Source organism: Candidatus Kuenenia sp., assembly GCF_027493735.1.
Lineage (GTDB): Bacteria > Planctomycetota > Brocadiia > Brocadiales > Brocadiaceae > Kuenenia > Kuenenia stuttgartiensis_A.
This window is the reverse complement of sequence record NZ_JAOSKF010000023.1, coordinates 14,043-40,397: the sequence shown is the minus strand read 5'-3', so window position 1 is coordinate 40,397 and position 26,355 is coordinate 14,043. Positions and strand designations below refer to the sequence as shown.

22 protein-coding genes are annotated in these 26,355 nt (G+C 40.5%); 20 read left to right on the top strand and 2 right to left on the bottom strand.

Going from position 1 to position 26,355, the window contains the following annotated elements:
- Positions 1-67: 67 nt before the first annotated feature.
- The 10 genes from M5U24_RS16345 to M5U24_RS16300 all read left to right on the top strand — a co-directional run bounded on the left by M5U24_RS16345 (position 68) and on the right by M5U24_RS16300 (position 13,010).
- Positions 68-1,204 carry a site-specific DNA-methyltransferase gene (locus M5U24_RS16345; protein WP_298203010.1) on the top strand — a complete coding sequence of 379 codons (1,137 nt, stop codon included), beginning with the start codon at positions 68-70 and terminating at the stop codon, positions 1,202-1,204.
- Positions 1,205-1,367: 163 nt separating this feature from the next.
- Positions 1,368-1,991 carry a site-specific DNA-methyltransferase gene (locus M5U24_RS16340; protein ID WP_298203008.1) on the top strand — a complete coding sequence of 208 codons (624 nt, stop codon included), beginning with the start codon at positions 1,368-1,370 and terminating at the stop codon, positions 1,989-1,991.
- Between the two features lie 88 nt (positions 1,992-2,079).
- Complete coding sequence (locus M5U24_RS16335) at positions 2,080-3,066, top strand: site-specific DNA-methyltransferase (RefSeq protein WP_298203006.1); 987 nt, start codon at positions 2,080-2,082, stop codon at positions 3,064-3,066.
- A 199-nt stretch (positions 3,067-3,265) separates the two neighbouring features.
- Positions 3,266-3,454, top strand: coding sequence for a hypothetical protein (locus M5U24_RS16330; protein ID WP_099326673.1), 189 nt, complete (start codon positions 3,266-3,268; stop codon positions 3,452-3,454).
- A complete protein-coding gene (locus tag M5U24_RS16325) occupies positions 3,442-3,756 on the top strand; it encodes a type II toxin-antitoxin system RelE/ParE family toxin (RefSeq protein WP_099326672.1) in 315 nt (104 codons plus the stop codon). The genes M5U24_RS16330 and M5U24_RS16325 overlap by 13 nt, the downstream gene beginning before the upstream one ends.
- Positions 3,757-3,765: 9 nt before the next feature.
- Complete coding sequence (locus tag M5U24_RS16320; RefSeq protein ID WP_099326671.1) at positions 3,766-6,441, top strand: DEAD/DEAH box helicase family protein; 2,676 nt, start codon at positions 3,766-3,768, stop codon at positions 6,439-6,441.
- A gap of 507 nt (positions 6,442-6,948) precedes the next feature.
- Positions 6,949-7,527 carry a methionine-R-sulfoxide reductase gene (locus M5U24_RS16315; RefSeq protein ID WP_205713304.1) on the top strand — a complete coding sequence of 193 codons (579 nt, stop codon included), beginning with the start codon at positions 6,949-6,951 and terminating at the stop codon, positions 7,525-7,527.
- Entirely contained in the window at positions 7,439-7,882 is a 444-nt protein-coding gene (gene msrA, locus M5U24_RS16310; RefSeq protein ID WP_205713303.1) for a peptide-methionine (S)-S-oxide reductase MsrA, read from the top strand. The genes M5U24_RS16315 and msrA overlap by 89 nt, the downstream gene beginning before the upstream one ends.
- 304 nt (positions 7,883-8,186) lie before the next feature.
- A complete protein-coding gene (amt, locus tag M5U24_RS16305; RefSeq protein ID WP_099326670.1) occupies positions 8,187-9,806 on the top strand; it encodes an ammonium transporter in 1,620 nt (539 codons plus the stop codon).
- 9 nt (positions 9,807-9,815) lie between these two features.
- Positions 9,816-13,010: a PAS domain S-box protein gene (locus M5U24_RS16300; RefSeq protein WP_099326669.1), complete on the top strand. Its 3,195-nt coding sequence runs from the start codon at positions 9,816-9,818 to the stop codon at positions 13,008-13,010.
- Positions 13,011-13,039: 29 nt separating this feature from the next.
- Here the strand turns inward: M5U24_RS16300 and M5U24_RS16295 are convergent, their stop codons facing one another.
- Entirely contained in the window at positions 13,040-13,408 is a 369-nt protein-coding gene (locus tag M5U24_RS16295; RefSeq protein WP_099326668.1) for a hypothetical protein, read from the bottom strand.
- 226 nt (positions 13,409-13,634) lie between these two features.
- Here M5U24_RS16295 and M5U24_RS16290 point away from each other — a divergent pair, with 226 nt between their 5' ends.
- The 4 genes from M5U24_RS16290 to M5U24_RS16275 all read left to right on the top strand — a co-directional run bounded on the left by M5U24_RS16290 (position 13,635) and on the right by M5U24_RS16275 (position 18,000).
- Positions 13,635-15,029 (top strand): sigma-54 dependent transcriptional regulator, encoded by a 1,395-nt coding sequence (locus M5U24_RS16290; protein WP_099326667.1) that lies wholly within the window; start codon positions 13,635-13,637, stop codon positions 15,027-15,029.
- 340 nt (positions 15,030-15,369) lie between these two features.
- Entirely contained in the window at positions 15,370-15,801 is a 432-nt protein-coding gene (locus M5U24_RS16285) for a hypothetical protein (protein WP_099326666.1), read from the top strand.
- Positions 15,802-15,840: 39 nt separating this feature from the next.
- Positions 15,841-16,287 (top strand): P-II family nitrogen regulator, encoded by a 447-nt coding sequence (locus M5U24_RS16280; protein WP_099326665.1) that lies wholly within the window; start codon positions 15,841-15,843, stop codon positions 16,285-16,287.
- Between the two features lie 318 nt (positions 16,288-16,605).
- Positions 16,606-18,000: an ammonium transporter gene (locus tag M5U24_RS16275; protein WP_230405656.1), complete on the top strand. Its 1,395-nt coding sequence runs from the start codon at positions 16,606-16,608 to the stop codon at positions 17,998-18,000.
- Between the two features lie 646 nt (positions 18,001-18,646).
- On the opposite strand, the gene M5U24_RS16270 is transcribed toward M5U24_RS16275, so the two are convergent.
- A complete protein-coding gene (locus tag M5U24_RS16270; protein ID WP_157820726.1) occupies positions 18,647-18,805 on the bottom strand; it encodes a hypothetical protein in 159 nt (52 codons plus the stop codon).
- Positions 18,806-19,057: 252 nt separating this feature from the next.
- On the opposite strand from M5U24_RS16270, the gene nfi reads away from it, so the two are divergent.
- From nfi to M5U24_RS16240, 6 genes are all read left to right on the top strand, one after another.
- On the top strand, positions 19,058-19,768 hold the full coding sequence (gene nfi, locus M5U24_RS16265) for a deoxyribonuclease V (protein WP_099326662.1): 711 nt from the start codon (positions 19,058-19,060) through the stop codon (positions 19,766-19,768).
- Between the two features lie 168 nt (positions 19,769-19,936).
- Positions 19,937-21,634, top strand: coding sequence for a YvcK family protein (gene yvcK, locus M5U24_RS16260; RefSeq protein ID WP_099326661.1), 1,698 nt, complete (start codon positions 19,937-19,939; stop codon positions 21,632-21,634).
- Positions 21,635-21,670: 36 nt separating this feature from the next.
- Positions 21,671-23,107 carry a mannose-1-phosphate guanylyltransferase/mannose-6-phosphate isomerase gene (locus tag M5U24_RS16255; protein ID WP_099326660.1) on the top strand — a complete coding sequence of 479 codons (1,437 nt, stop codon included), beginning with the start codon at positions 21,671-21,673 and terminating at the stop codon, positions 23,105-23,107.
- A 159-nt stretch (positions 23,108-23,266) separates the two neighbouring features.
- A complete protein-coding gene (locus M5U24_RS16250) occupies positions 23,267-23,833 on the top strand; it encodes a flavin reductase family protein (RefSeq protein WP_099326659.1) in 567 nt (188 codons plus the stop codon).
- A gap of 6 nt (positions 23,834-23,839) precedes the next feature.
- Positions 23,840-25,345, top strand: a complete 1,506-nt coding sequence (locus tag M5U24_RS16245; RefSeq protein WP_099326658.1) for an ABC transporter substrate-binding protein/permease — start codon at positions 23,840-23,842, stop codon at positions 25,343-25,345.
- Between the two features lie 92 nt (positions 25,346-25,437).
- Positions 25,438-26,193 (top strand): amino acid ABC transporter ATP-binding protein, encoded by a 756-nt coding sequence (locus M5U24_RS16240; RefSeq protein WP_099326657.1) that lies wholly within the window; start codon positions 25,438-25,440, stop codon positions 26,191-26,193.
- Positions 26,194-26,355 lie beyond the last annotated feature (162 nt).

The window sequence follows — 26,355 nt, the reverse complement described above, 5'->3', positions numbered from 1 at the left end:
TTACAGGGTCCGAGATCACGCTTGTCAATGAGTAAGTATTTAGCGTGAAACTGCAAAGGCATTCGGTATGACCAAAAACCAAAAACTCGAACTCACCTGGATAGGCAAGGAAAACCAGCCAAAGCTGGAGCCGCGCATATTAATTGAAGACCCTGAGAAGTCTTATGGACACACCCCTCGCTTCTCTCAAGAGGGGAATAAAAATACCCCCAACCTCATCTCGAGAGGGAAGTATAAAAGTCCCCTCATGGGAGGGGATTCAGGGGTGGGTAATATGCTCATCCACGGCGATAATCTCCTTGCGCTGAAAGCCCTTGAACAGGATTTTGCAGAAGAGATAAAGTGCGCTTGTATTGACCCGCCCTATAACACTGGTAGCGCTTTTGAGCATTACGATGACGGTCTTGAGCATTCAATATGGCTGAGCCTGATGAAGCCGAGAATTGAGATATTGCATAGGCTGTTACGCCCTGACGGGACTCTATGGATAACAATTGACGATAATGAATGCCATTATTTGAAGGTGCTCTGTGATGAGATATTTGGCAGGAGCAATTTTGTTGCTAATGTTGTGTGGCAAAAGAGAATTCAACCAGATATGAGGGCAACAATTGGCGCAGGGCATGACCATATACTCGTTTTTTCAAAAAACATATCTTTATTTAAACAAAAATTGAATATTCTTGAACAAACTGAAGACCAACTCAGCAGGTACAAAAATCCGGATAACGACCCCAAGGGGCCATGGATATCAGCCGATTTTATGGCAAAAGGGTTTAGACCTAATCAGATGTATGAAATTGTTACTCCTTATGGGAAAAAATATAAACCAAGACCCGGGTCTTGTTGGCGTAATATTGAGTCTGTTTACCAAACGCTATTGTCTGAAGGTAGAATTTGGTTCGGAAAAGATGGTGATTCTGTTCCAAGAAAAAAGACATACCTTTCTGAAAGTGAAGGTATTGCTGCTTGGACATGGTGGCCGAATTCGGAAGTTGGTCATAACCAAGAAGCGAAAAAGGAATGTAATGCCCTTTTTGGTATTGAGGACACTTTTGAAACACCAAAACCTGAAAGACTCCTAAAAAGAATCATTCACATCGCCACTAACCCCGGTGACTGGGTTCTGGACTCCTTCCTCGGCTCAGGCACAACCGCTGCTGTTGCCCATAAGATGTGGCGCAGGTGGATAGGCTTGGGCTAACTATGCTTTATTTGCAGATCGGCAAGCGGATTAGTGCATAAATCCTGAAAGGAGAACGGGCTAAATACAGAGAGAGATTCTTGCCATACTGTCGCAACAATTGAGCTGGTTTCATTTCAATGAACTATTGCCTGTTTGAAAATCTGACGACACAAAAGGACTGATGAACAACAAAACCCAAAAACTTGAACTCACATGGATAGGCAAGGATAACCAGCCGAAGCTGGAGCCGCGCATATTGATTGAAGACCCCGAAAAGTCTTACGGGAATAAGAATAATGAAAATATGCTTATCTTTGGCGACAACCTCCTTGCCCTGAAAGCCCTTGAGCAGGATTTTGCAGGAGAGATTAAGTGCGCCTGCATAGACCCGCCATATAACACTGGCAATGCCTTTGAACACTATGATGACGGACTGGAGCATTCTATATGGTTGAGTCTGATGAAGCCAAGGATTGAGATAATCCATAAACTTCTGAGAGATGACGGGACATTGTGGATCACAATCGACGATACTGAAGCGCATTATCTGAAGATTCTATGCGATGAAGTATTTGGTCGGGGGAATTTTGTTGCTAACATAGTGTGGCAATCCAAAGATACACCAGGCAACAATGCTATTGCAATTGCTCAGACGCATAATCATATTCTTGTGTTCAAAAAAGGAGCGTTATTCCGCCCCAATTTGTTAGCGAGAAATGAAAAACAACTTGCTAACTATGTAAACCCAGACAACGATCCTCGCGGGCCTTGGGCTTGCCGCACCTCTTACTCGTGTAGAGCATAGAGATCGAGACTATTATGCTATCAGGAACCCCGTTGGACGGGAGGTGTTTCCACCCAAAGGGAGCAGTTGGCGCAGACCGCCGGAGAAAATGAAGTGGCTTGAAGACGATGGTCGTATTTGGTGGGGTAAAAAAGGAGACGCTGAATTTCCGATGGAAAAGAAATTCCTTTCCGAAGCCAAAGAGGGTGTGGTAAATCAAACATGGTGGGCGTATGACTTTGGCGGAAGTACCCGTAATGCAAGTGCTGAAATGAAAGGTTTGTTCGAAGGAAGAAAGTCATTTGATACTCCTAAACCCGAAAAATTGATTCAACGAATCTTTGAGATTGCCACTAACCCCAGTGATTGGGTTCTTGATTCCTTCCTCGGCTCAGGCACAACCGCTGCTGTTGCCCATAAGATGTGGCGCAGGTGGATAGGCATTGAACTTGGCGAGCATTGCCATACCCACTGCCTTCCGCGATTGAAAAAGGTAGTTGACGGCACGGATCAAGGTGGCATATCAAAAGCTGTGAACTGGCAGGGCGGCGGTGGTTTCAAATATTACTACTTAGCCCCAAGTTTGCTGAAAAAAGATAAACATGGCAACTGGATTATTGACGAACGTTACAATGCCGATATGCTCGCCGCAGCTATGGCAAAGCATGAAGGTTTTAGACACTGCCCGGATGAGCATATTTACTGGAAGCAAGGCCGTTCCACTGAAAAGGATTATATTTTTATCACCACACAGTTTGTTACGGTACAGTCTCTGGATAAGATTCACGAAGAAATGAAACCGGACGAAAGCCTTCTGATTTGTTGTAAATCTTTTCAGGAAGCTTGCGAAAATCGTTACGCTAATATCACCATAAAAAAGATTCCCAAGATGTTGCTTGGCAGGTGCGAGTTTGGGAAAGAGGATTATAGTTTAAATATTGTCAATTTACCAGTTGAAGCGGATGAGGAGAAAATTGAATCTCAGGAAACAAATCCTACCGCTATTTCGCCTCAAAAGAAAAGAAGTAAGGGACGCACAAAGAAAAAAATAGTTCAACGGTCTCTCTTTGCAGAGGAAAAAGCACGTGAGAAATAATCCGGCATTGGTAGTTGCTCTGAAATTATTCCTGCCGGACAATTTTATCATATCTCATATTGAAGGGGTTACATTATGAGCCAAAGGTGTTCCTATCACTACGGTGATAAGAGCAGACTATCGCAAGATTAGCCTATAGCGACGTGATGTGCAAGTGGTCAATAGTTACTTTTTTAAATAAAAATAGGGGAGTTACAGAATGCAGATTATTAAATCAAAATTGGAAGAACTGATAAAAGAGTTACCCGAAAAGGTAGAGGTGGAAGACGTTATGTATCGTATATACATGCTTCAAAAAATTGAGATGGGTGAAAAAGATATAGCCGAAGGGCGAACATTTTCCCATGAAGAAGCGATAGAAAGGTTATCGAAGAAATGGCAACAGTAATCTGGTCTGAAAGAGCCATATCAGATTCAGAAGGTATTTATGACTATATAGCAAGAGATTCCCTTTTATACGCACAATATACTATCCAAAATATCTTTAAATCCACAGAAAGATTGCAATTATTCCCCAATGCGGGACGTTTTTTACCGGAATTTCCAAATACGCCGTATCGGGAATTGATTATGGGCAATTATCGGATAATTTACCGGTATGATGAAGCAAAAGATAAAGTAATGATCGTTACGGTACTGCATGGAAGCCGTTTACTGAAAGAAGATATTTTTGATAATAGCATTGCCTAAGGACAAAAAATGAATCGCATAGCAAATACCATCAAGAATCGCTTAAGCCTTCGCTTGCCGCAGGCAGACAGCCTGAATATACTGGCAGAGCTGACGGATAAATTGACCCTTCAGAAAAATGGCGATTTATTCGCGGCACTGGAGATAGTCAAAAGCGCCTATCCTGCTTGTGCTGACTTTGAAAGAAACTTCCCTTCTCTCTGTTTCGCTTTAGCCACTGGTGTTGGAAAGACGCGCTTAATGGGGGCATTTGTCGCTTATTTATATCTTTCAAAGGGCATAAAGCACTATTTCGTACTAGCGCCGAATATTACCATTTATAATAAGCTCATTGAGGACTTTTCCAATCCGAATTGCCCAAAATACGTATTTCAGGGCATTGGGGAGTTTGTTCATAACCAACCCCGTATTATTACCGGCGATAATTATAATGAAATTCGCCAGACAAAAATGTTCATAACTGATATTCATATCAACATTTTTAACATCTCCAAGATAAATGCCGAAACGAAGGGCGGCAAGCTTCCACGCGTAAAAAGGCTTTCAGAATATTTAGGCGATTCTTATTTCAATTACCTTTCAAACCTCGATGGCCTGGTTTTGCTGATGGACGAATCACATCACTACCGGGCAGCCAGAGGCATGCAGGTTATTAATGAATTAAACCCTATTTTAGGATTGGAACTTACAGCGACACCCCAAATAGAACGAAGCGGAGGGCCTATTAAGTTTAAAAATGTCGTGTTTGAATATTCATTAGCGAAGGCTATTCAGGACGGTTTTGTAAAGGAACCGGCAGTGGCTACCCGTAAAGATTTTAATCCTTCACAATACTCCGCTGATGAACTGGACAGGATAAAACTGGAAGACGGCATTCGTATCCATGAAGACACGAAAGTGGCTTTGGATATCTATGCGCGGGATAATAGAGTAAAAGCGGTAAAGCCTTTTGTGCTGGTTGTTGCACAGGATACAACCCATGCCGGCAAATTAAAGCAGTTGATCATTTCAAACGCATTTTTTGAAGGTTATTATGCCGATAAGGTAATGGAAATCCACTCGAACCAATCAGGGGAAGAAAAAGAAGAAAATATTGCACAACTGATTTCTTTGGAAAAGCCAGAAAATAAAATTGAAATTGTTATCCATGTCAATATGCTGAAAGAAGGGTGGGACGTAACTAATCTCTATACGATTATTCCCTTAAGAACGGCTACGTCTATGACTTTGAGGGAACAGACTATTGGCAGGGGGTTACGCTTGCCGTATGGAAAAAGAACGGGTGTTGATAAAGTGGATAAACTTACGATTGTAGCCCATGATAAATTTCAGGAGATAATTGACGCAGCCAATCAACCCGATTCTATCATTAAAAGGCAAAATATTATTGAAATTGATCCACAGGAAATCAGTCAACAAAAAGAGGTAATTACCTCCACTTCAAACGTTGAACAAAAATTTGATGAAGAGCAAAGGAAGATTGGGCTTATTGTTGAGCCTGAACAGAGACAAAAAGCCCAGATTAACTTGGAAGTCAGAAAGACGATTCTTTCAACACTTCCGGGACTAAACAATACCGTAACCAATGTCAATGAATTGACAAGGTCAGAAATCAAACAAATAGCTGTAGAAAGAATAAAACAAAAGATTTACAGTACTCCTCAGAAAAATTTATTTACTGCAGAGATGATAAAAGAAGTTGAGGATGCCTATGAAGCGGTGGTACATGATTTTTTACAGAATATAATAGAAATTCCAAGAATCACCATTCAGCAAAGCAATGAAGTAAGGTCGGGCTTTAAGGATTTTGACCTTGATACCAGGAGTCTCAATTACCAACCGGTGTCGGAAGAAATTTTAGTAAAAAAGCTCCGTGAACAGGAAAACAGTGTTGATATTATAAGCGGGAAGGGCAGGGGCATACATGACGGTCCGGAAAATATCATTGTTAATGAACTCATGAATTACCCTGAAATAGATTATGACGAACAGACTGAATTGCTTTTTAGATTAACTGGTCAGGCAATTGAGAAATTCAGGGCATATCTTGACGACGATAAACTGATGAATGTTGTGCAATTTCACAAAAAAGAGATTGGAAGTTATATTTATTCCCAGATGAAGCAACATTTTTACTGTGAAGCGCCAAGCTATGAAAAGCCAATGGTAAAGCCTTTTACAAGGATTGAAGAACATAATTTTTCAAAATACACGAAAGACAGCATTCATCATTTTACCGAGACAATCACTCCAACCAATGCCATTCCTAATAAGGTATTTAGTGGTTTCAAAAAAGCATGCCACAATCTGTATAAATTTGATTCCAAGACAGAAAAAGATTTTGCAGTCATTTTAGAGCAGGACAAAGTAGTTCTTAAGTGGCTAAGGCCTGCATCTAATCAATTCCACCTATACTGGAAGCACAATTCAAGGCAATACAACCCTGATTTTGTCGTGGAAACAAAAGATGCTATTTATCTTATAGAAACGAAGAAAGAGGCAGATATTGAATCGGAAGATGTTCAGGGAAAAGCCCAGGCAGCCTTAGAGTATTGTAAGGTTGCTACAGATTTTACTATTTCCAATGGAGGGAAACCCTGGAAATATGTTTTAATTCCACATAATGCGGTAATGGTGAATATGAGCTTTGAACATTTAACAAAATCGTTTGAGCACAAGAACTGATTGCAGGAGATAAAGTCTATTGCAGAATAAACAGTTCTTTAAGTTTATTACATTACTTTGTTAAAATAAATATTTTGGGTATATTTAAAATTTTGTAACATTTTAGCCTTCTGAAAAATCCGTCCATGCGTTATTCTCATGCTTCAGCAAGAAGAATAATAAAATGTTAGGAAAGATTGAAGCGAGACAAATTATTTGAATTTTGAATGAAGATTCACGTTCATTGTTGTTCATTAGCGGTTGCCCTTCTCAACAACCTTCAGGGAATTTCGAATTACGAAGTTCTCTTATCCTTCGGCATTCTTTATTCATTGTTCAATATTTGATATTCTTTCTACCTTTTAACCGTATAATTCTTCCGGCAGGGGAGGGAGTCCGGATGCGTCACCCTTAAAACAACAAAACCAGCAGCCCTTTATCGTTTCCCTCTGGTTGGCTTAAAATCCGGCTTCATCGGGGCAAGCTGACCATTTGGGCATGGAAAATTTCATAAGGAGCGAAAATAGTATGCAGAAGAAAATCATTCTCTTTTTTAGTTTAAGTTTGTTCATAACCCTAAACCTTAATGCTCAGGATAAGAAAATGAAGGTCAATCCCTTAACTCCCGAAGAAGAACGCGTTATCGTCCACAAAGGCACTGAACGCCCTTACAGCGGAAAATATTATTATCACGATGTAAAGGGCACATACACCTGCAAGCGCTGTGACGCGCCTTTATATCGCTCCGATGATAAATTTGACGCCCAATGCGGCTGGCCCAGCTTTGACGAAGAAATTCCCGGCGCCGTGGAAAGGCACCTCGATTCCGATGGCATACGTACTGAAATAGTCTGCAAAAATTGTCGCGCCCATCTCGGACATGTCTTTTTGGGTGAAGGCCTCACCAAAAAGAACACCCGCCACTGCGTGAATTCTCTCTCACTGAATTTCATATCGGCTGAAAAGACGAAGGTCGTGAATACGGAGAAGGCCATCTTCGCCGGCGGCTGTTTCTGGGGTGTGGAGCATTACTTCGGGGTACAAAGAGGGTGTTATTTCAGCTACCTCCGGATACATCGGCGGCACAAAGAAGAATCCTACCTATGAGGAAGTCTGTTCGGGAGCCACAGGCCATGTCGAAGCTGTAGAAGTGGTCTTTGATCCATCCATTGTCTCCTATGAGGAACTTACGCGTTTATTTTTTGAAATCCACGACCCCACTCAGATCAATCGTCAGGGACCCGATATCGGCTACCAGTATCGTTCCGCCGTCTTCTATAATTCAGAGGAACAAAAGAAAACTGCCGAAAAACTGATCAATATTCTTAAGGATAAAGGCTACAAAATAGCCACCACCGTGGAAAAGGCCGGGCAATTTTGGTTTGCCGAGGATTATCATCAGGACTATTATCATAAAACCGGGAAACAACCCTATTGCCATTTTTATCAGAAGCGTTTTTAGCCGCAATGATTTGTTCCGGATGGGATGATTGATGATTGTCCGACTTGGCAGGATTGTCTATTGTCAAATGATGAATACGAAAATCACATCAAAACATTTTAAGTCTACACGTTCATCTAAAAAACCCGATAACTTGCCCCACGCAAAACTTGGAAATCCCCAAAATAGTATTATCATACAAAGAATCGTTGCCATCGTGCCGAAGATTCCAACATGATGAAAAGATGAGCAGAAAACAAATGAATAATACTGAATAATAAAGATGATACTGTAAATAATTCCTTAGAAAACAAGGGAGTGCAGAATGAGTAACATACAAAGCGATAACAGGCACAAAAGGCAAATAATAATTATCTTTGCCTGCATTATAGCGACCGCATTAGTTTTTTACCCGCATTATAATGTTCATGCTGAAAATGAGGAAACATCTCTGCAATTAATCCAGAAAAAACTTGATTTTATCTGGATTATTGTCGCTGCCAGCATGGTTTTTTTCATGCAGGTGGGTTTTACGGCATATGAAGCTGGCTCAGTACAGGCAAAAAATGCCATAAGCGTTTCCATAAAAAATATATTGAATTTTCTTATAAGTTCCATAACATATTTTATCGTAGGGTTTGGGATTATGTTTGGCGTGAGCTATAACGGCTATATCGGCATAAGTAATTTTCTGTTATATGGTATTGATACTCATCTAACCTCCCTGGGATATGCCTTTGTTTTTATCCAACTGGTATTTGCAGGTACCGCAGCCACTATTACATCTGGCGCTTATGCCGAAAGAGCAAAACTGTTAACTCATATTTGTACGACCATTGTTGTTGTTTGCCTGATTTATCCCGTCTTTGGCCATTGGGCATGGGGACATTTATTGCATACCCAGCAGTATGGATGGCTTGAAAGGCTCGGATTTATAGATTTTGCTGGTTCTACGGTAGTCCATTCTGTAAGCGGATGGATTGCTTTGTCGGGCGCCATTGTGCTGGGGCCGAGGACCGGAAAGTTTAATCCTGATGGCACCGTGAACAGGATGTACGGACACAATCTACCACTTGCCACAATAGGTACATTTTTTTTGTGGTTTGGCTGGTTTGGTTTTAACGGAGGGGCTCTTTTGCAGGCTGATACCAGCATCGGGTTGGTAATTATCAATACAACCTTGTCTGGGTCGGTAGCGGGTGTTGCTGCTGCAGTTTTCAGAAAACTGAAAAACAAAACATTGGACGCCGCAGAAATACTTTTAGGAATCATGGGGGGAATCGTTGCCATTGGCGCAGGTTGCAGCAGGGTGAGCCCCGTATATGCATGTATAGTTGGATTATGCGCAGGCATCATCGCAATATTGGCTAAGGATTTTATCGAAAAGATATTAAGAGTGGACGACCCGGTGGGGGCGGTTCCCGTCCACGGATTTTGCGGCGTCTGGGGCACCCTGGCCGTTAGCTTGTTTACTCCCGTGTCTGCATTTTCAATGACAAACTTCAGCCGCCTTTTACAGGTTGGCGTGCAATGTCTGGGAATTATTGTGGCATTTGCCTGGGCTTTTTCATTGGGACTTTTATTTTTCTGGTGTATGAAGAAACTGGTAGGCATTAGAATCAGCACCGAAGAAGAGGTTAAGGGATTAAATATCAGTGAATATGCAGACGTCACATCATGGCTTGACTTTGTTAAAATCACAAAAGTTCAGGACTTGAATGCGGCATTACAGGACAAAATAAAAGACAGAACAAGGGAACTGGAGGACATAAAGAGAAATCTTGAAGAAGATGTGAAGAAAAGAACCTCGGAATTGGAAAAATCGCGGGATGATTTCAAGAAAAAAGCCGAACAATTGGAGAACTTTGCAAAAGTAGCTGTCGGCAGGGAATTAAAGATGAAAAAAATGGAAGAAGACCTTTACGCTTTAAAAAAACCAAAATAAATATAATCTATGAAACTGGGCGCTAAATATATCTTATCAATCAGCCTTTTTGTACCACTGGTACTGGGGGTAAGCTTTACACTGATCATTAAAAGGCAAGACTATTTGCTGGAAGACGAAATAAAAAAACATGCAAACATTCTTGTTAAGCAAATAGAAATGATCCACAGTCGTTTAGCAGAGGCTCAGAATAGTTTCAATACTGGCCGCGCTGGCAGCAATACGGTTTTTATACATTTGCACCCTTCAGAAATCTGCGCGGAATTTTCCAACACCATCAACGAAAACAGACCATACACGGTTCGGCTGATAGCACTGAAACACATAAATACAGATAACCACCCGGATGATTTGGAAGAAGCCGTCTTGAAAAACATGGAAGAACAGAAACCACATGATGCGTATTGTGGTGAGTCGTTTGGCATAAATAATGAAAAAATATTTCGTTATATTGCCCCACTCTATATGAAGAAGTCCTGTCTCGGATGCCACGGAGGGCATGCAGGAAAAACAACCATTCCCGGTCATGAGAATGAGGCATATAAGGAGGGCAATTTGTGGGGAGCGATAAGCGTCATAGCGCCATTAAGACTTATTCATGCAAGCGTGAAATCAAACATAATAATACTTATCTGTATTGCACTGGTCTCTGTTGCCGCAATTGTTTTTATTACATACTTATTGACAAAAAGGTTGATTACAAGCCCCATTTCAAAAATATCACGTGTAATGGCCGCCATTGCCGACGGTGATCTTGACAAGAGGATACATCTTTCCTCAGGGGGCGAAATTGGAATGCTGGCTACCTCTATAAACAAAATGACAGAAGATATGCAGAAGACTACTGTGTCAAAGGCTTATGTGGAAAATTTAATTGAAAGCATGATCGATACGTTGGTTGTGGTAGACCAACATGGCAGGATAAAAACCGTAAATAAATCAATGCTCGATCTGTTAGGGTATGAAGAAAAGGAGTTAATTGGCAATAATATAGATATGATCCTGAGAGACAAAGACAACCCCATTGCGAACCGGAGCTGGAGTGATCTTTGGAAGGAAGATGTATTAAAGGATTACGATATTATGTATCATACGCATAAAGGAGAAGATATCCCTGTGAATTTTTGCGGGCGTATAATGCGTAACAGCGATGGAGAGGTGATAAATGTTGTCGGCGTTGCCAGGGATATGAGGCATACAAAAAAACTTATAAATGAATTGTCAGACTTTAGAGAAGCAACATTGTACATGCTGAACGACCTTGAAAAAGCACGTGCGGAACTGGAGAGAGAAGAAAAGAAACTCGATATGATAGTGACCGGAATAGGCGCATACTTATGCCTCATCGATAGAGAAATGAAGATTACGTGGGGCAACAAACCCTTCGTGGAACAGTTTGGAATGGTATATGGTTTTAAAAATGATGCGTGTAATAAAATTTTTGGCTGCGGCAATGCTTCCACGGAGGACTGCACTGCAAAACGCGTATTTATGAGCGGTAAGAGAGAAGAAATAAAAAAGCTGGTAATTGGCAGGGACAACGAGAAGAAATATTACCACTTTATTGGGTCACCAATCAAAGACGTTCAGGGAAATATTACCCATGTGCTTGAGCTGGTTCAGGATATTACCAAAATGTGGGAAATGGAACATCAGAAGGAAATTATATACAATATTAATAAGATTGTTTCTTCTGATCTTATGTCGGATATGCTATTTAGGTCAATAAGTAATGAGCTGAAGCGCGTCATGGAGTTTGACAGGGTCAGCATTGCCTTGATTGATGAAAAAAAACAAAATGTTGAGGTTGCCGCCATGGACAAATCGTATGATTACACGGCAATTAGCGAAAATGACTGGCTCAGAAAAGAAGGGAGCTTGTTAGAGCAGGTAACTTTTACCGGCAGGCCGTTTATTGTGAGAGATACTTCAAAAAGCGCTTTTGAGCCAGATCGTCTGTTGCTCAAAGAAGGTATAATGTCGCGGCTCAGTTTCCCGCTTGAATACAAAGGCAATATTATCGGAACGATTAACTTTGGAAGTTCAAAAAAAAACAGCTTTTCTGAAAAACATTTTACACTACTGAAACAGATTGCCATACAGTTGGCCATCGCCATGGAAAATGCCAGATTATTTAAAAAAACAAGGGAGTCTGAGAAAAGATACAAAGACCTTTATGATAATGCTCCGGATATCTATATAACAAACGATGAAAACGGGATTATAATCAATTGCAATAAAACAGGCGCAGAGATTTTAGGATATAAAAAAGAGGAACTTATAGGAAGGCATATCTTCGATTTTCAAACGAAAAAAAACAGGGAAGTAATGAAAAAATTATTACCCAAACGTTTGAGCGGACAGCTTGTAAAGGGACCAGAACTACAACTTATAAAAAAAGACGGATGCATTATAGACGTCAGCCTGAACGATAATCATATTTGTGATGATAATGGCAGAATTACCGCCATCAGGTCCGTTTACAGGGATATTACGGCGGAAAAAAGTCTGGAATCGCAACTGTTAGAGGCGGAAAAGCTGGCTTCAACAGGCAGGGTCGTCTCAAGCGTTGCGCATGAGATCAATAACCCGCTGGAAGGCATTATTAATTACCTGCAATTGTTGCTGGAGAGAATGGGGGAGAAGGATGAGAAAAGGAAATATGTGGAACTCGTCATGGACGGCATTTACAGGATAGCGGGAATTGTAAGGAGTTTGTTAGACTCTAACCTGCATATAATGGAAGAAAAAGGCGATCATAATATTAATTATCACATACAAAATGTCGTGAATTTATTACAGAAGAAACTTTCTCAGTCAAAAATAACGGTAAAACAAACGATTGACAAAAATATTCCCTGCATAAGATGCCATTCCAACCAATTAGAACAGGTGTTTACAAACCTTATACTCAATTCTCTTGACGCAATGCCAAACGGCGGAACTATTAATATAACTGCACAAGCAAAAAACAATCAGTTACAGATTGAGTTTGCCGATAACGGATGCGGAATAAGGGAAAAAGATTTGCCAAATATTTTTGAGCCCTTTTTTAGCACGAAAAAAGGGACCGGCACAGGGTTGGGTTTATGGATATGTTACAATATTATAACGGAACACGCCGGAAAGATCGGCATCAAAAGCACCCTTAATGAGGGAACCACTTTTCAGATACTACTGCCGATTTTAAAAACTGATGCATAGTTTCCGCTATGATTCAGTATGCAAGGGCTTTATTTATATTGGATATTATATGATCTCTCATTGCCATGTTGTAAGAAGGCAATCGCCTTTACACCCTTATAGTCATTGTCATCCGCAATATATTCAAGGTGTTTCGTCTCCTCGGCAAGGTCGGCAATCATATCAAAAATCCATCTTTCGTAGGGAAGTGAAGCAATCTCCAGCAACCCGGAGGCATCTGTTTGAGATATTTCTCCGTCTCTCCAGCGCCTGGCAATGCTGCTTATTTCCTTATAGAGATTCTCGTTGGCGGGAAACCTGCAAAACCGGTATCTCTTATTGTCAACAACTTTATCTATTATTACCTCTGGTTCAGAATAAATGCTTTGTTCAAAACCGGCGTTTTTAATGTTTTTCATAGTAAACTCCTTGTAAATATTTAAAATGAATTCTAATAGTTCTACTACAACATAGGGCAATAGGTGTGCCAACAAACACCTCAACGGTATAACATATTGCACTGCAATAGGTTGTATTTATCACGTATTAAATATTGTTTTTAAATAGCGGCGGAAATAGGTCTTTTATTTGCGAAAAACGGCTAAAAACAGCCTCTTTGTTAATTTTGAGCGAGATTATTAACCAATGGTTGGGGAAAAAAAGATACTGGTGGTGGAGGATGACGAATACGTCCTCGGTAGTATTAAAAGTGTTCTGGACAGCGAAGGATACGAGATCAGTACGGCGTCTAATGGTTTGGAGGCGATGAGTATTTATAGAAAATCGCCGCATGATCTGGTTATTGCAGACCTTAAAATGCCTAAAATGGATGGGTTTGAATTATTAAAACAATTAAAGCTTGAATATCCGGAAGTATTTTTGATTATGATGACTGCATATGGCAGCGTGAGAACTGCTGTGGAAGCGATAAAGATAGGCGCTTATGATTATCTCACGAAACCAGTTTCTGCAGAGGAGTTGAGACTGGTCATCAAACGCGCCTTTGAAAAACAAAATCTGATAATAGAAAACAGGGCATTACGAAAGGAACTGGAAGAGAGGTTTAGCTTTGGCAATATAATAGGGGGGTCGCACAGAATGCGGCAAATATATGACCTGATCATGCAGGTGGCAGACACTGACGCTACGATACTGATAACCGGGGAAACGGGCACAGGTAAAGAGCTTATAGCGCACGCTGTTCATCACAACAGCAGCAGGAAAGATGCTCCTTTTGTCGTCATAAATTGCAGTGCATTGCCTGAGTCGCTGCTGGAAACAGAACTTTTTGGACATGAAGAGGGCGCTTTCACCGGCGCTGTAAAACAGAGGACAGGCAAGTTTGAACATGCAAACAAAGGTACGGTTTTTTTTGATGAAATGGGGAACTTGCCTCTTTCTATGCAAACAAAACTTCTCAGGTTATTGCAGGAGAAATCTTTCGAAAGGATTGGCGGAAATAAGACAATAAAGGTTGACGTAAGGGTTATTGCCGCCACCAATAAAGACCTCAATAACTTATCGGAAGAAGGGGGTTTCAGAAAAGATTTATACTATCGTTTAAATGTTATTCCCATTCAATTGCCGCCCTTGAAAGAAAGATTAGAAGATATCCCTTTGCTTGTATTGCACTTTATCGAAAAATATAATAAAGCGTTTAAAAAAAATATTAAATCTATCTCTCAAAATGCCCTTAATATCATGATGTCATACCATTGGCCTGGCAATGTCAGGGAACTCGAGAACTTGACAGAGAGGGCAGTAATTATGGCAAAAGACAATATAATTAACGAGGTTGATATGCCAATACTCCACCAAAAACAACAGAAAGAAGCATTCGTTAATACCCCTAATGACCATGTTACCAATATCGACATGGAAACCTTCTTATCAGAGTGCGAAGTCCTGTATATAATGAAACTTTTAAAACAATGCAAAGGACGAATTGACTCTTCTGCCAGGATTTCCGGTATCGACGCAAAAACCCTTTACCGGAAAATGAAGAAATATAACATAAACAAGGATACCTTCAAGGATTAATTAGTGGCAGGGTAAAAACTCATTCTTTTGGTGCATAAACGCCCGAATATGCCATTCATGCCCGATTTTTTTATAAACAATTACGTGTTACAGGTTTATATCTCTTTCACATTAAATATTACCCTTTTTTAAGATGTTATTGCCCGAAAAGTATATATTTGATATTTGCTTTTGAAGCACAGCTCTTCTGCAAATAAATCTTATATTTGAAACCACTTAGAAAACTTCTTAGCGACTTTTTTATTTTTTTATACTATTGGTACTGCAGTTGCGCTTAGGTTATTACAACTTAATCCATTAGGTCTTTTACACTTTCTTAAAGAATAGGTGGGAATGAATAATGAAAAAAATATCCGCATTTATAAAGCCAGGTGCCGTACAGATATTAGAAAATTATTTCGGAGAAATTGGACATCCGGTAATAAAGACGTATATAAAAGATCAAGACCAAATAGCAACCAGGTCTGTCTTTTGGCGCGATGACGAGTACGTAGTAGATATAATAAAGAATGTAAAGATAGAAGTTGTCTTAGAAGAAAACGCAGTAGACGATGCATTGCGGAACATAAGCAGATTCTTACATGAAGAAGATGGAAATAACTGTGAATACGAATATGCGTTGCGGTTAAAGTCAGGCATAATTAAAAAAGATATAATAACGGAAGATGGCAGATGGGTATCATTGACGCCAAAGCAGGAACACGTTTTTTCTGAAGGGACGCCACTTACGAGACAAAGTGAGGTTTTAAAGATTGTGGACGTCTGCCCTTAATCTTTAGCTACAACAGGAATATTATTAGGAGGAAATAAAATGAAAAAAATAGAGGCAATTATTCGCCCTGAACGTTTTATGGCGGTTAGTTCTATGTTGCAGGAAACGGGAATAATGGGAATGCATGTTACTGAAATCAGAGGGCAAGGAAGTGAAATCAGTAAGACACGGGTATGGCGTGGAAGAGAATATATGGTAGATTTACACAAAAAGATAAAACTCGAGGTTGTAGTCCCGGAAGCAGAATTGGAGACGGCAATCAAAATAATTATGGAAGAGGCAAAAACAGGGGTTATTGGCGATGGAAAAGTATTTGTGACTCATGTGGAATCAGCCTGTCGCATACGCACGGGCGAAACTGGTCATAATGCCATTAGCGCTAACGGAAGGGTTGTAAAATTATCTCCAAAAGAATCGGGGGATATGAAGGCTGTTGAGAGTCTCAAAAAAGAGCGTGCTTCCCTGAACGAAGTTTTTCCAAAGTAAAAAAACATCGTCAGATTTTAAACAACGCTCTACGATTAAATAAAAAGTAACGTATAAAATATACGCGTTTAGTGATAGAAAAGTTTGTAAACGGGCATATGCTACACAATATATACTCAATCAGACGGAAGCCAGCGGCTTCAATCTGATTGAGTATAGAAGGCAATGAATGCGCATGTCAGAAACCAGTGATTTCAGTCTGATTGAGTATATGCTAAATTATTTATAGCATTATGTATATAAAGGAGATTTAAAATGCAGAATATGTGCAGGATCAAGATGAGTCGCTTTGGCTTGGTCCTTTTTTGCAGCGTTACTATGTTTTTCCTATGGGCAAACTGTGTGCAGGCAGGCGATCCCAGTGGCGCATTCACGTTCACGCAAAGCTTCGAAGGCTTGAGCACTTCAGGAAACTTTGTTTGGATATTGGTGGCGGCGTTTCTTATTCTCTTTATGCAGGCCGGGTTTATGCTGCTTGGCGGGCTTGTTCGCTCCAAAAATATGCTTAGCTACATGGCTCATTGCTTTATGGCTACAACGGCGGGAGTCTTTATTTTCTGGCTATTTGGTTTTGCATTTATGTTCGGCGGTTCTCACTTGGCGTCAGGCCTTGATAAAGGTAATCCCTTTATAGGTTATGGCGGCTTTATGCTTTTAGGAGATACGTATGATGTAAAGACCATTCTGCTCTTTACCTTCATGGCGGTTGTTGCCACTTTTATTGGCAGCATCATTGCCGGCGCTGTTGCAGAAAGGATTAAGTTTTCCGCCTTTTTAATCGCAGGGCTTCTCGTGTATACATTTGCTTATTCATTCTACGGCCACTGGATATGGGGCGAAGGATGGCTTGCTAAGTTAAAATTGGGGGTGGGAGTCAAGGACTTTGCCGGATCTGGAGTAGTCCATGCAATTGGTGGAATCTGTGCCTTTATGGGTGCATGGGCGCTAGGTCCGAGAATCGGAAAATTTAATAAGGACGGCTCTTCTAACCATATCCATGGACACAACATTGCCTATGTACTTATTGGCACCGTTGTTTTAGCCTTTGGGTGGCTTGCTTATGATGCTGGCAGCACCCTCGCAATATCGGAATTACGGTCTTCAATTATTGCTGCCAATACCCTCCTTGCCGGTATTTCAGGCGCTGTCATTGTCGTATTATATACCTACTGGAAATCTAGAAAAGCGGATATAGCGGAGGCTTGTAATGGCGCACTGGGAGGTTTTGTAGCTGTATCGGCGCCATGTGCGTTCATTGCGCCATGGGCTGCCGTTATTATAGGGTTAGTTGGCGGTTTGTTGATGTGCGGCTCGGTGTGGCTTGTTGAACGTAAGTTTAGAGTGGATGATCCCCTTGGTGCGGTATCTGTGCACGGCGCTAATGGGTTGTGGGGGCTTCTTGCCGTAGGGATTTTTGCCGACGGTTCATATGGAGGAGTAAGTGGGCTGATCGTTGGTTCCGGCCAGCAGTTTCTTGCCCAGCTCATCGCCTTCGCCACCGCCATAGTATGGGCAGGTGGACTGGGCTTCGTCATATTCTTTGGACTAAAACATACCATCGGTATCAGGGTATCTGAAGCAGAAGAGCTTGACGGGCTGGACATGCATATTCATGGTACTCAGTGTTACCCTGCGGACGGGAGATACATGGAGGATATCGATGCTGTAATGCGCAAGCATATTAGACTGGGTGAGCTTGTCAACCAGGGGTAACAATTATATTGCAAAACAGGGTGCCCATTAAATGTGAATTTTAAATTGATACCAGGGAGGTACGGCCTTTTGGGGATAAATAGAAAGCAAGAGTGAAAGTTTCACTTTATCTTTATTTCTAACCCCGAAGGGCCGTGTTCGTGTTGAACCTGTATGACATTGTCTATAAATCAAACATCGTGAGTCTCTTGAGTATGCAAATGTTTTAAGTAGCTCACCCCCTCTCTACTTTTGCTATAAGGGGGGAAGGGTGCTTCCTTTTGAATAAACAGACGGTCGCCTTTATACAACTGCGCAGATAATTTTTTATTGATAATTAAAGGAGCCTTGAATGATTTTGTTTAAACCGGCTACAAATCTTTGCGGGAAAAAATCCGCAGCCGGATGTTCGATGAACTCCTTGGTATAATAGCAGGGTCGTTGTTTTCTGGTACTGTGGGATATTTCTTTTTGCGCAATACACTGCCAGACGTTACTTAGACAAAGCAGAATATTCAGTCTGCTTGTCCCATTACGACTTGATGGCAAACGCTGTTTCCAAAATGTGTCCGGCTCCAGGAATCCCACAAATACAATCCCAACCAGTACGCGCTCCATTCACTTGTACGGCACAATTCATTTTGTCTAGCCGTATCTGGAGGGTCTCTCAGGTTATTATGGACAATTCGTCACGGTAATCCGAAAACAATGCCAGTTGTTTTACCTTAGGCTTTTCACCTGAAAACGCCTCTATTGTCCGAAGCCATCCCGCCCGGAGGTTGTTTACTGTCCGCCGGAACGATTTGTTCGCCCTTCTTATATTCATTAGCATTCATCACGCCCCACATCCACCTCTGAATTCGAGCAGTTATGTCTTAAAATTCTTGCAAAACTTATGTTGTTGTATATAATACCGCATTATGAGAATTGTAATTGATACCAATGTTTTGTAGTACGGTAGTTTTTTGAAAAAAGCTTCAACTTTTATGAGTACGACACAAATTCCCGATTGGCGTCGGGAACAAATTTCACATCCTTTAACTCCGCACTTCGGTGGCGATCAAAATCCAGCTTTTTAATGCATATAAGAAAAATACATCCGTGGACGAAAAATTATGCGAAAGCTGTTCAAATCCAGAGAGAATTGAGCAATGCATTAATTTTAAAAAAAGATCACGGTAAAATATGCACGGTAGCGGGCGCCGATGTTTCATACGATAAATATAGCGATCTTGTATTTGCTGCAGTAATTGTCTTTAGGTGTAATAAAAATCTTGAAAAGATTGAAGAAGCAACTGCTATTGAAAAGGCCATGTTTCCATATATACCCGGCCTTTTGTCATTTAGAGAAGCACCCGTACTTCTTAAATCATTTAAGAAATTAAAAACAGCACCAGATATAATTCTTTTTGATGGACAAGGAATAGCGCATCCCCGGTTTTTAGGTCTTGCATCGCATTTAGGCCTTATCTTAGACAAACCGGCCATTGGTTGCGCAAAAAGCTGTCTGGTAGGTGAGTATTCTGCTGTTGAAAATGCAGTAGGCGCATACTCCAACCTCATTTATAAAGATAAAATGGTAGGAGTCGCATTGAGAACAAAATTAAATACAAATCCTATTTTTGTTTCTGTCGGGCACAAGACAAGCCTTTCTTTTGCAACGCAGTTTGTTTTAAAGGTATGCAGGGGGTATCGCATTACTGAACCGGTTCGGCAAGCACATTTGTTGGTAAATAAACTACGCGTTCAAAACATAAAAAAAACTCAAAGAATCTCTTCAATTACATAGGAAATTCAATATTTTTGTAGAGACGCATGCGATGCGTCTCTACATTAACATCAATAACAGAATATAGTGCTGCCAAAGGCACCTGATGTAACTCTTTTATTAAAAACTAAGTACTATAAATAACAGGAACACTTCGTTATAATAGATATTCATGAGGAAGGATATTGTATGAAAATAAAGGCGATATTTTTTGATTTAGACGATACTTTGTACGACTGTACAAATCTGTTGATTGACGCTTCCAGGAGACGGGCAGCAAAAGCAATGGTTGAGGCAGGACTTCCCACTACGGAAGAGAACGCATATCAATTACAAAAGGAACTTATCGCCAGGCATGGCCCTTACCATCCCGTGTTTAACGAAATTGTAAAAAAATTTCGCGCAAACAAAAAATTTATCAATATTGCGTATCGTGCATACAATAGCAGCGAGCTTTCCGGGATCGTCCCCTTTTCCGATGTAATACCCACCCTCAGAGATTTAAAGAAAAGAGGATTCAAACTGTTTTTACTTACCGTGGGGGTGCATGAAAGGCAGGAAAACAAGGTCAAAATACTTGGTTTGAAATCGTGTTTTAGTGAAATTATCATTAATGACCAGGAAATTGGTATGCTTATGGAAGACTGCATACTTGATTGTCTCAAAAGACATAATTTAAATCCAAACGAAGCGGTTATGGTGGGCGACAGGACGCGGAATGAATTAAGGGCTGCAAAGTCCCTCGGATTGATTACGATACAGATGTTACATGGAAGATTTAAACTGGAACAACCAATACACGAATGCGATAAACCGGACTATAAAATAAAACGCATCTTTCAGATTCCTACGATTCTTCAACTTTACAATAGCGGTAAGACCCCTGATAATCTCAAGATTGTCGCAATTGGCGGCGGAACCGGTCTGCCGATTATGCTTGAAGGCGCTAAGACGTACAGCAAACACCTCTCGGCGATGGTTACCGTTACTGATTCAGGAAGAAGCTCCGGGATTTTAAGGGAAGAGTTTGGAATTCTCCCCCCGGGCGACGCAAGAAATTGCCTCATAGCTTTGTCGGAAACTGAAGAACAGGAACAGGAATTATACCAGCTTTTTCAATACAGATTCAACAAGGGTTCGTTAAATGGCATGAGTCTGGGAAATTTATTAATGGCCGCTTTAACTGACCTTACCGGCAGCTTCGACCTGGCGATAAAAAAGGCCAGCAAGATTTTAAATATTAGGGGAAAAGTGCTACCATCAACGCTTAATGATACACACATATGCGCAGAATTGGAAGATGGGGCTTATGTAGAAGAAGAGTTTAATGTCCGTGCCGTGGGAAAGTCTCCTATTAAAAGGGTGTTTTTAAAAAATGAAAATGTCGAACCATTGCCGGAAGCCGTGGAAGAAATTCTCAACGCGGACATTATTGTTATCGGCCCAGGCAGTTTGTACACAAGCCTTATAACAAATTTGCTGGTGACCGGAATACGCACCGCTATTTGTAACAGCAATGCAGTAAAAATTTATGTCTGTAATATCGTTACACAACCAGGGCAAACGGATAAATATAAAGTATCGGATCATATTCAGGCAATTAATAAATATCTTGTTGATGGCATGGTTGATTATGTGATTGTTAATGACAAAATTCCCAAAAAAGAGATTCTTGACCGGTACAAAAAAGAAGGGGCTGAATTGGCGGAATTTGACAATGGTGTGCACGGATTAAACATAAATATAAAAAAAGCGGATTTGGTAGAAGATTTTGATAAAAAACGTATCCTCTGGGAAAAACAGGATCTGCTTCGCCATGATCCGGACAAACTCGCAGATGCCGTATTAAGAGTATATGCCAACTTACCTATGGTAAAATATAAATAATACAGTAGTCAGGATTTTTTTAGAAATAACGATAAGATGAACAAAAAAACAAAGACTGTTATTGTCACAGATAAAATAAACGGAAAGGCAATCATTCTGGCTGGGGGAAAAGGAACCAGACTATGGCCCTTATCCAGAGAAGACCACCCGAAACAATTTGTTGAATTTAAGGATGGATTGTCTTTGTTTCAGTTAACGATAGAAAGGCTTTTGCCATGTTTTTCCCCAAAAGACATTTTTATCGTTTCTCATGAAAGTTATAAGTTTACCGTTTTGAATCAGATTCAATTATTGCCTGGAGTAAAAAATGCAATCAAGAATTTGTTAAAGGAAAATATTATTTTAGAACCTGTTCCCAAAAACACCCTCCCAGCCATAATGCTCTCGTTAAAATATATTGAGAGTAGAACTATTTTAAATGAGAACGAACTCATATGTGTATTGCCGTCCGATCATATAATTGAACCGGTGAACGATTTTGAAAAATGCATACGGCAGGCGGAAACACTCACAGAACAGGATAAAATTATTGTATTTGGGGTGAAACCGACATTCCCCAAGGAAGGATACGGATATATTCTCCTGAAAAGAAAGTTCGGTGCAGGGTATTTGGTGGATACATTTGTAGAAAAGCCTTCGATTCAAAAAGCCAAATTACTTATAAAAAAAGGGGGGTTGTGGAATTCCGGGATATTTTGTTTTAATAAAAAAACATTCCTGGGAGAACTCGCAGCATGTTCACCGTCAAGCTACAAATATTATCAATATACGTATGATGAATTTTGCAGGAATTTTGAAAACATAGTGGCAGATTCTATTGATTACGGGATTATGCAAAAAACAAAAAATGCGGCATTGATCAAATTTAATCTTAAATGGTCGGATTTGGGAAGCTGGGATAGTTATTTACAGTTTTATACCAATGGAAAGGGAAATTTTACCATTGGAGATGCTGAATTTTTTGATTCAAAGAATTGCTTTGCGTATTCGGACAACAGGCTTGTTTGTTTTTTAGGTGTGAATGATGTAATGGCGATTGATGCTGCGGATTCTTTATTGATCGTTAAAAGGGGTTGTTCGGATAATGTAAAAGAACTCGTATCGGCGATAAATAAAAAAGGACTACAACACACAAAGACCGGCAGCACAGTGTACAGGCCGTGGGGGTACTATACGGTGTTGCATGAGCAAGACAATTACAAGGTAAAAGAAATCGGTGTGTATCCCCAAAAAACTCTTTCATTGCAAAAACATAAATACAGGAGCGAACATTGGAATGTTGTTGAGGGGAAAATTGATATATATATAGGCAATACAAAAAAGCAAATACAGAAAAATGAAAGCGTCTTTGTTCCTCAGAATGCCAAACATAGGATACACAATCCCACGGACAAAATTGCAAAAGTTATAGAAGTGCAGATTGGGAGTTATGTAGGTGAAGATGATATCGTCCGGTATACAACCTACAAATAAAAAAAAGTAGGGGAGAAGCATTTGCCCGTTTGGGTGTGAACGCATTTATGACAATTCACAGCAAGTGCTTTGCCCCTACACTACGACAAAAATAGTGACAATTTGATTTTTTGGAAAAAATACTTCGGTTGTTATTTGTTATTATAGAAAGGTGTAATAATGAAAAAATCCTTAGGCGCAAAAGCTATTGCATACCCAACCCCCGTATTTATTGTTTGTTCCTATGATAAAGAAGGCAAACCAAACGCAATGAACGTAGCATGGGGCGGCATATGCTGTTCGAGTCCGCCATGCGTTGCCATCTCACTGAGAAAAGCGACATATTCGTATAATTGTATTGTTGAAAGGCAGGCGTATACGATTAATATTCCGTCTGAAAAATATGCAAAGCAGGCAGACTATTTTGGCGTTGTTACCGGTAAGGATGTGGATAAATTTTCTGCTGCCGGACTTACTCCCATCAAGGGAGAGTTTGTTGACGCACCGTATATAAATGAATTTCCGGTTATTCTGGAGTGTAAACTGCTTCACACCTTCGAAATAGGATTGCACACGCAATTTATCGGCGAGATTATGGATGTTAAGGCGGAAGAATCAGCCTTAAACAATGACGGCGTGCCTGATATTGAAAAGATCCGGCCTATGATATATGCCCCTGAAACACGTGCATATTACGGCATTGGAAGCTGCCTTGGCAAGGCATTTTCTATAGGAAAAAATATATAAAAATTTATGAAACGACACTTTTTCACACTTTCGGTTATATCAATTCTACTTCTGGCAATACTCCATCCGTACAATACTGTTTGCGCCGGACAGGATACGCTGGAAAAGATCAGACAGACCGGCGTATTAACATGGGGTTTTGATGCGGATGGGGGGGCTCCTTATGTATTTCCAGATCAAAGGCATCCGAAAAAATATATCGGCTTTGAAGTAGAAATTGCAGAAGCAATTGCAAAAGAACTTGGGATAAAACTAAATTACTTTCAGAATGAATGGGATAGCATCCTCATGTCTCTCCAACGCGGCGATTTCGATATTGCATTGAATGGTATCGAAATTACACCCGAACGACAGCACTCCGTACTATTCTCACGTCCATATTTTGTCTTTAGCGAACAAATTGTTGTCCGTGCCTCTGACTTCAAAATCAATACATTTGAAGATCTTCACGGTAAACGGGTAGGAACACTGTACAATACCGTTGCAAAACAAATGCTTGAAAAAATGGGGGACGTGACCATAAAGATATACAGCGGACAGGTAGAACCATTTAAGGATTTACTGGATAACCGCCTGGATGCCGTTTTTGTGGACTTACCTGTTGCTTCCTATTACGCCAAGCCAAATCCCCAATTGAGATTGGTAGGGGGACCGGTAGGGGAGGGATATTATGGCATTGCCTTACGGAAAGAAGATGCTGCGTTAGTGGAAGAACTAAACCGTGTCATTGAAAAACTTTTAAGGACGGGTGAAATAAAAAAAATATGCCGGAAATGGGGACTCTGGAATGCGGCGCAGGAAAAACTTTATTTGCATGAGGGATTATTGCAAAAATATGCTGAAAATCCGCCATCACCTGAAGAGCGAATTCCTTTAATAGTAACTACCTTCGTACCAACGTTATTAAAAGGGGCGTTAGTTACCATTGGCATTTCGGTTTTATCTATGATGCTTGCCGTTTCATTAGGAATTGTATTGGCAGTCATGCGTTTGTACGGCAATACATGGATTAAAAAAATTTCTACCGTATATATAGAAGTATATCGCGGAACACCCCTCCTGATACAACTCTACATTTTATATTACGGGCTTCCCAACATCGGTATCACCATGTCGGCATTCGCCGCAGCCATTTTAGGGCTGGGGATGAATTATGCGGCGTATGAAGCGGAAGTTTACCGAGCGGGCATACAGGCAATCCCGAAAGGCCAAACAGAGGCGGCCTTTTCATTGGGCATGTCGGGGCGGTTAACATTTGAAAAGATTATTTTCCCTCAAGCATTGAGGATTACATTGCCTCCGATTACGAACGATTTTATATCGTTATTTAAAGATTCTTCTTTGGTTTCGGTAATTGCGTTAGTAGAGCTTACTAAAAGTTATAGCATACTTGCGGCATCTTCTATGAAATTCTTTCAACTGGGGATTATTACCGCTTTGTTGTACTTTGGGATGAGTTATCCGCTTTCTCTTTACTCCAGAAGACTGGAGAAAAGGCTAAACGTCTTTTGAAACTGTAGGGGAGAAGCATTTGCGTTTTCGGGCATGAACGCATGTATGCCAGTTATCACAAATGCTTCGCCCATACATCAGCACTATTTTAAATGATTAAAATTCGTGACCTTACAAAACAATACGACCACGAGCCTCTTTTCACAGGTTTTCATCTTGATATTGCAAAAGGGGATATTGTCTCAATCATAGGCCCTTCGGGAAGCGGGAAAAGCACTCTATTACGTTGTATCAACGGACTTGAATGTTTTCAAAAGGGAAAAATTTCCGTTGACGAGCTTACCATATACGGCACGCTCGAACCTGATTACCGCTATAAAAAAAACAATGGTGTAGTAGAAGATATACGCAGAAAAATCGGAATGGTTTTTCAACAGTTTAATCTCTTCCCGCATATGACCGTTTTGCATAATGTAATGGTTGCGTCTGTACATGTTTTGGGGATTAACCATCCTGAAGCCGAATCGAGGGCGATGGGCATGCTTCAGAGGGTTTGTATGGAAAAAAAAGCAAAGAGCTACCCAGGCCAGTTATCGGGTGGAGAGCAGCAGCGCGTTGCAATTGCGCGCGCCCTTACCATGAAACCTGAAGCAATGCTTTTTGATGAACCTACATCCTCGTTAGACCCCGAAATGACAGATGATGTCCTTGCAGTCATAAGGGAATTGGTATCGGAAGGAATGACAACGGTTATTGCGACTCATGAAATGCATTTTGCAAAAAGCATTTCCCGGCAGGTAATTTTTTTGGAAAAAGGGAAGATTGTCGAGTCCGGAAGCCCTGAAATGGTTTTTTGTAATCCTCAAAATATTCGTACGAGAGAATTCCTCAGCCATTTTACCGTATGATCTTTTGTAATAGTTCCGCTTACCGTTTATTTATTTTTTCTGCATTCTTGGCTCCCTCGGCGGTAAACTAATATGATTTTTTTAGGTAAAATGCGGCCTTTTTAAAATGTTGAAACATTTTCAGTAAATTTATTGTTTTACATAATCGTTGGTGGGTCTATT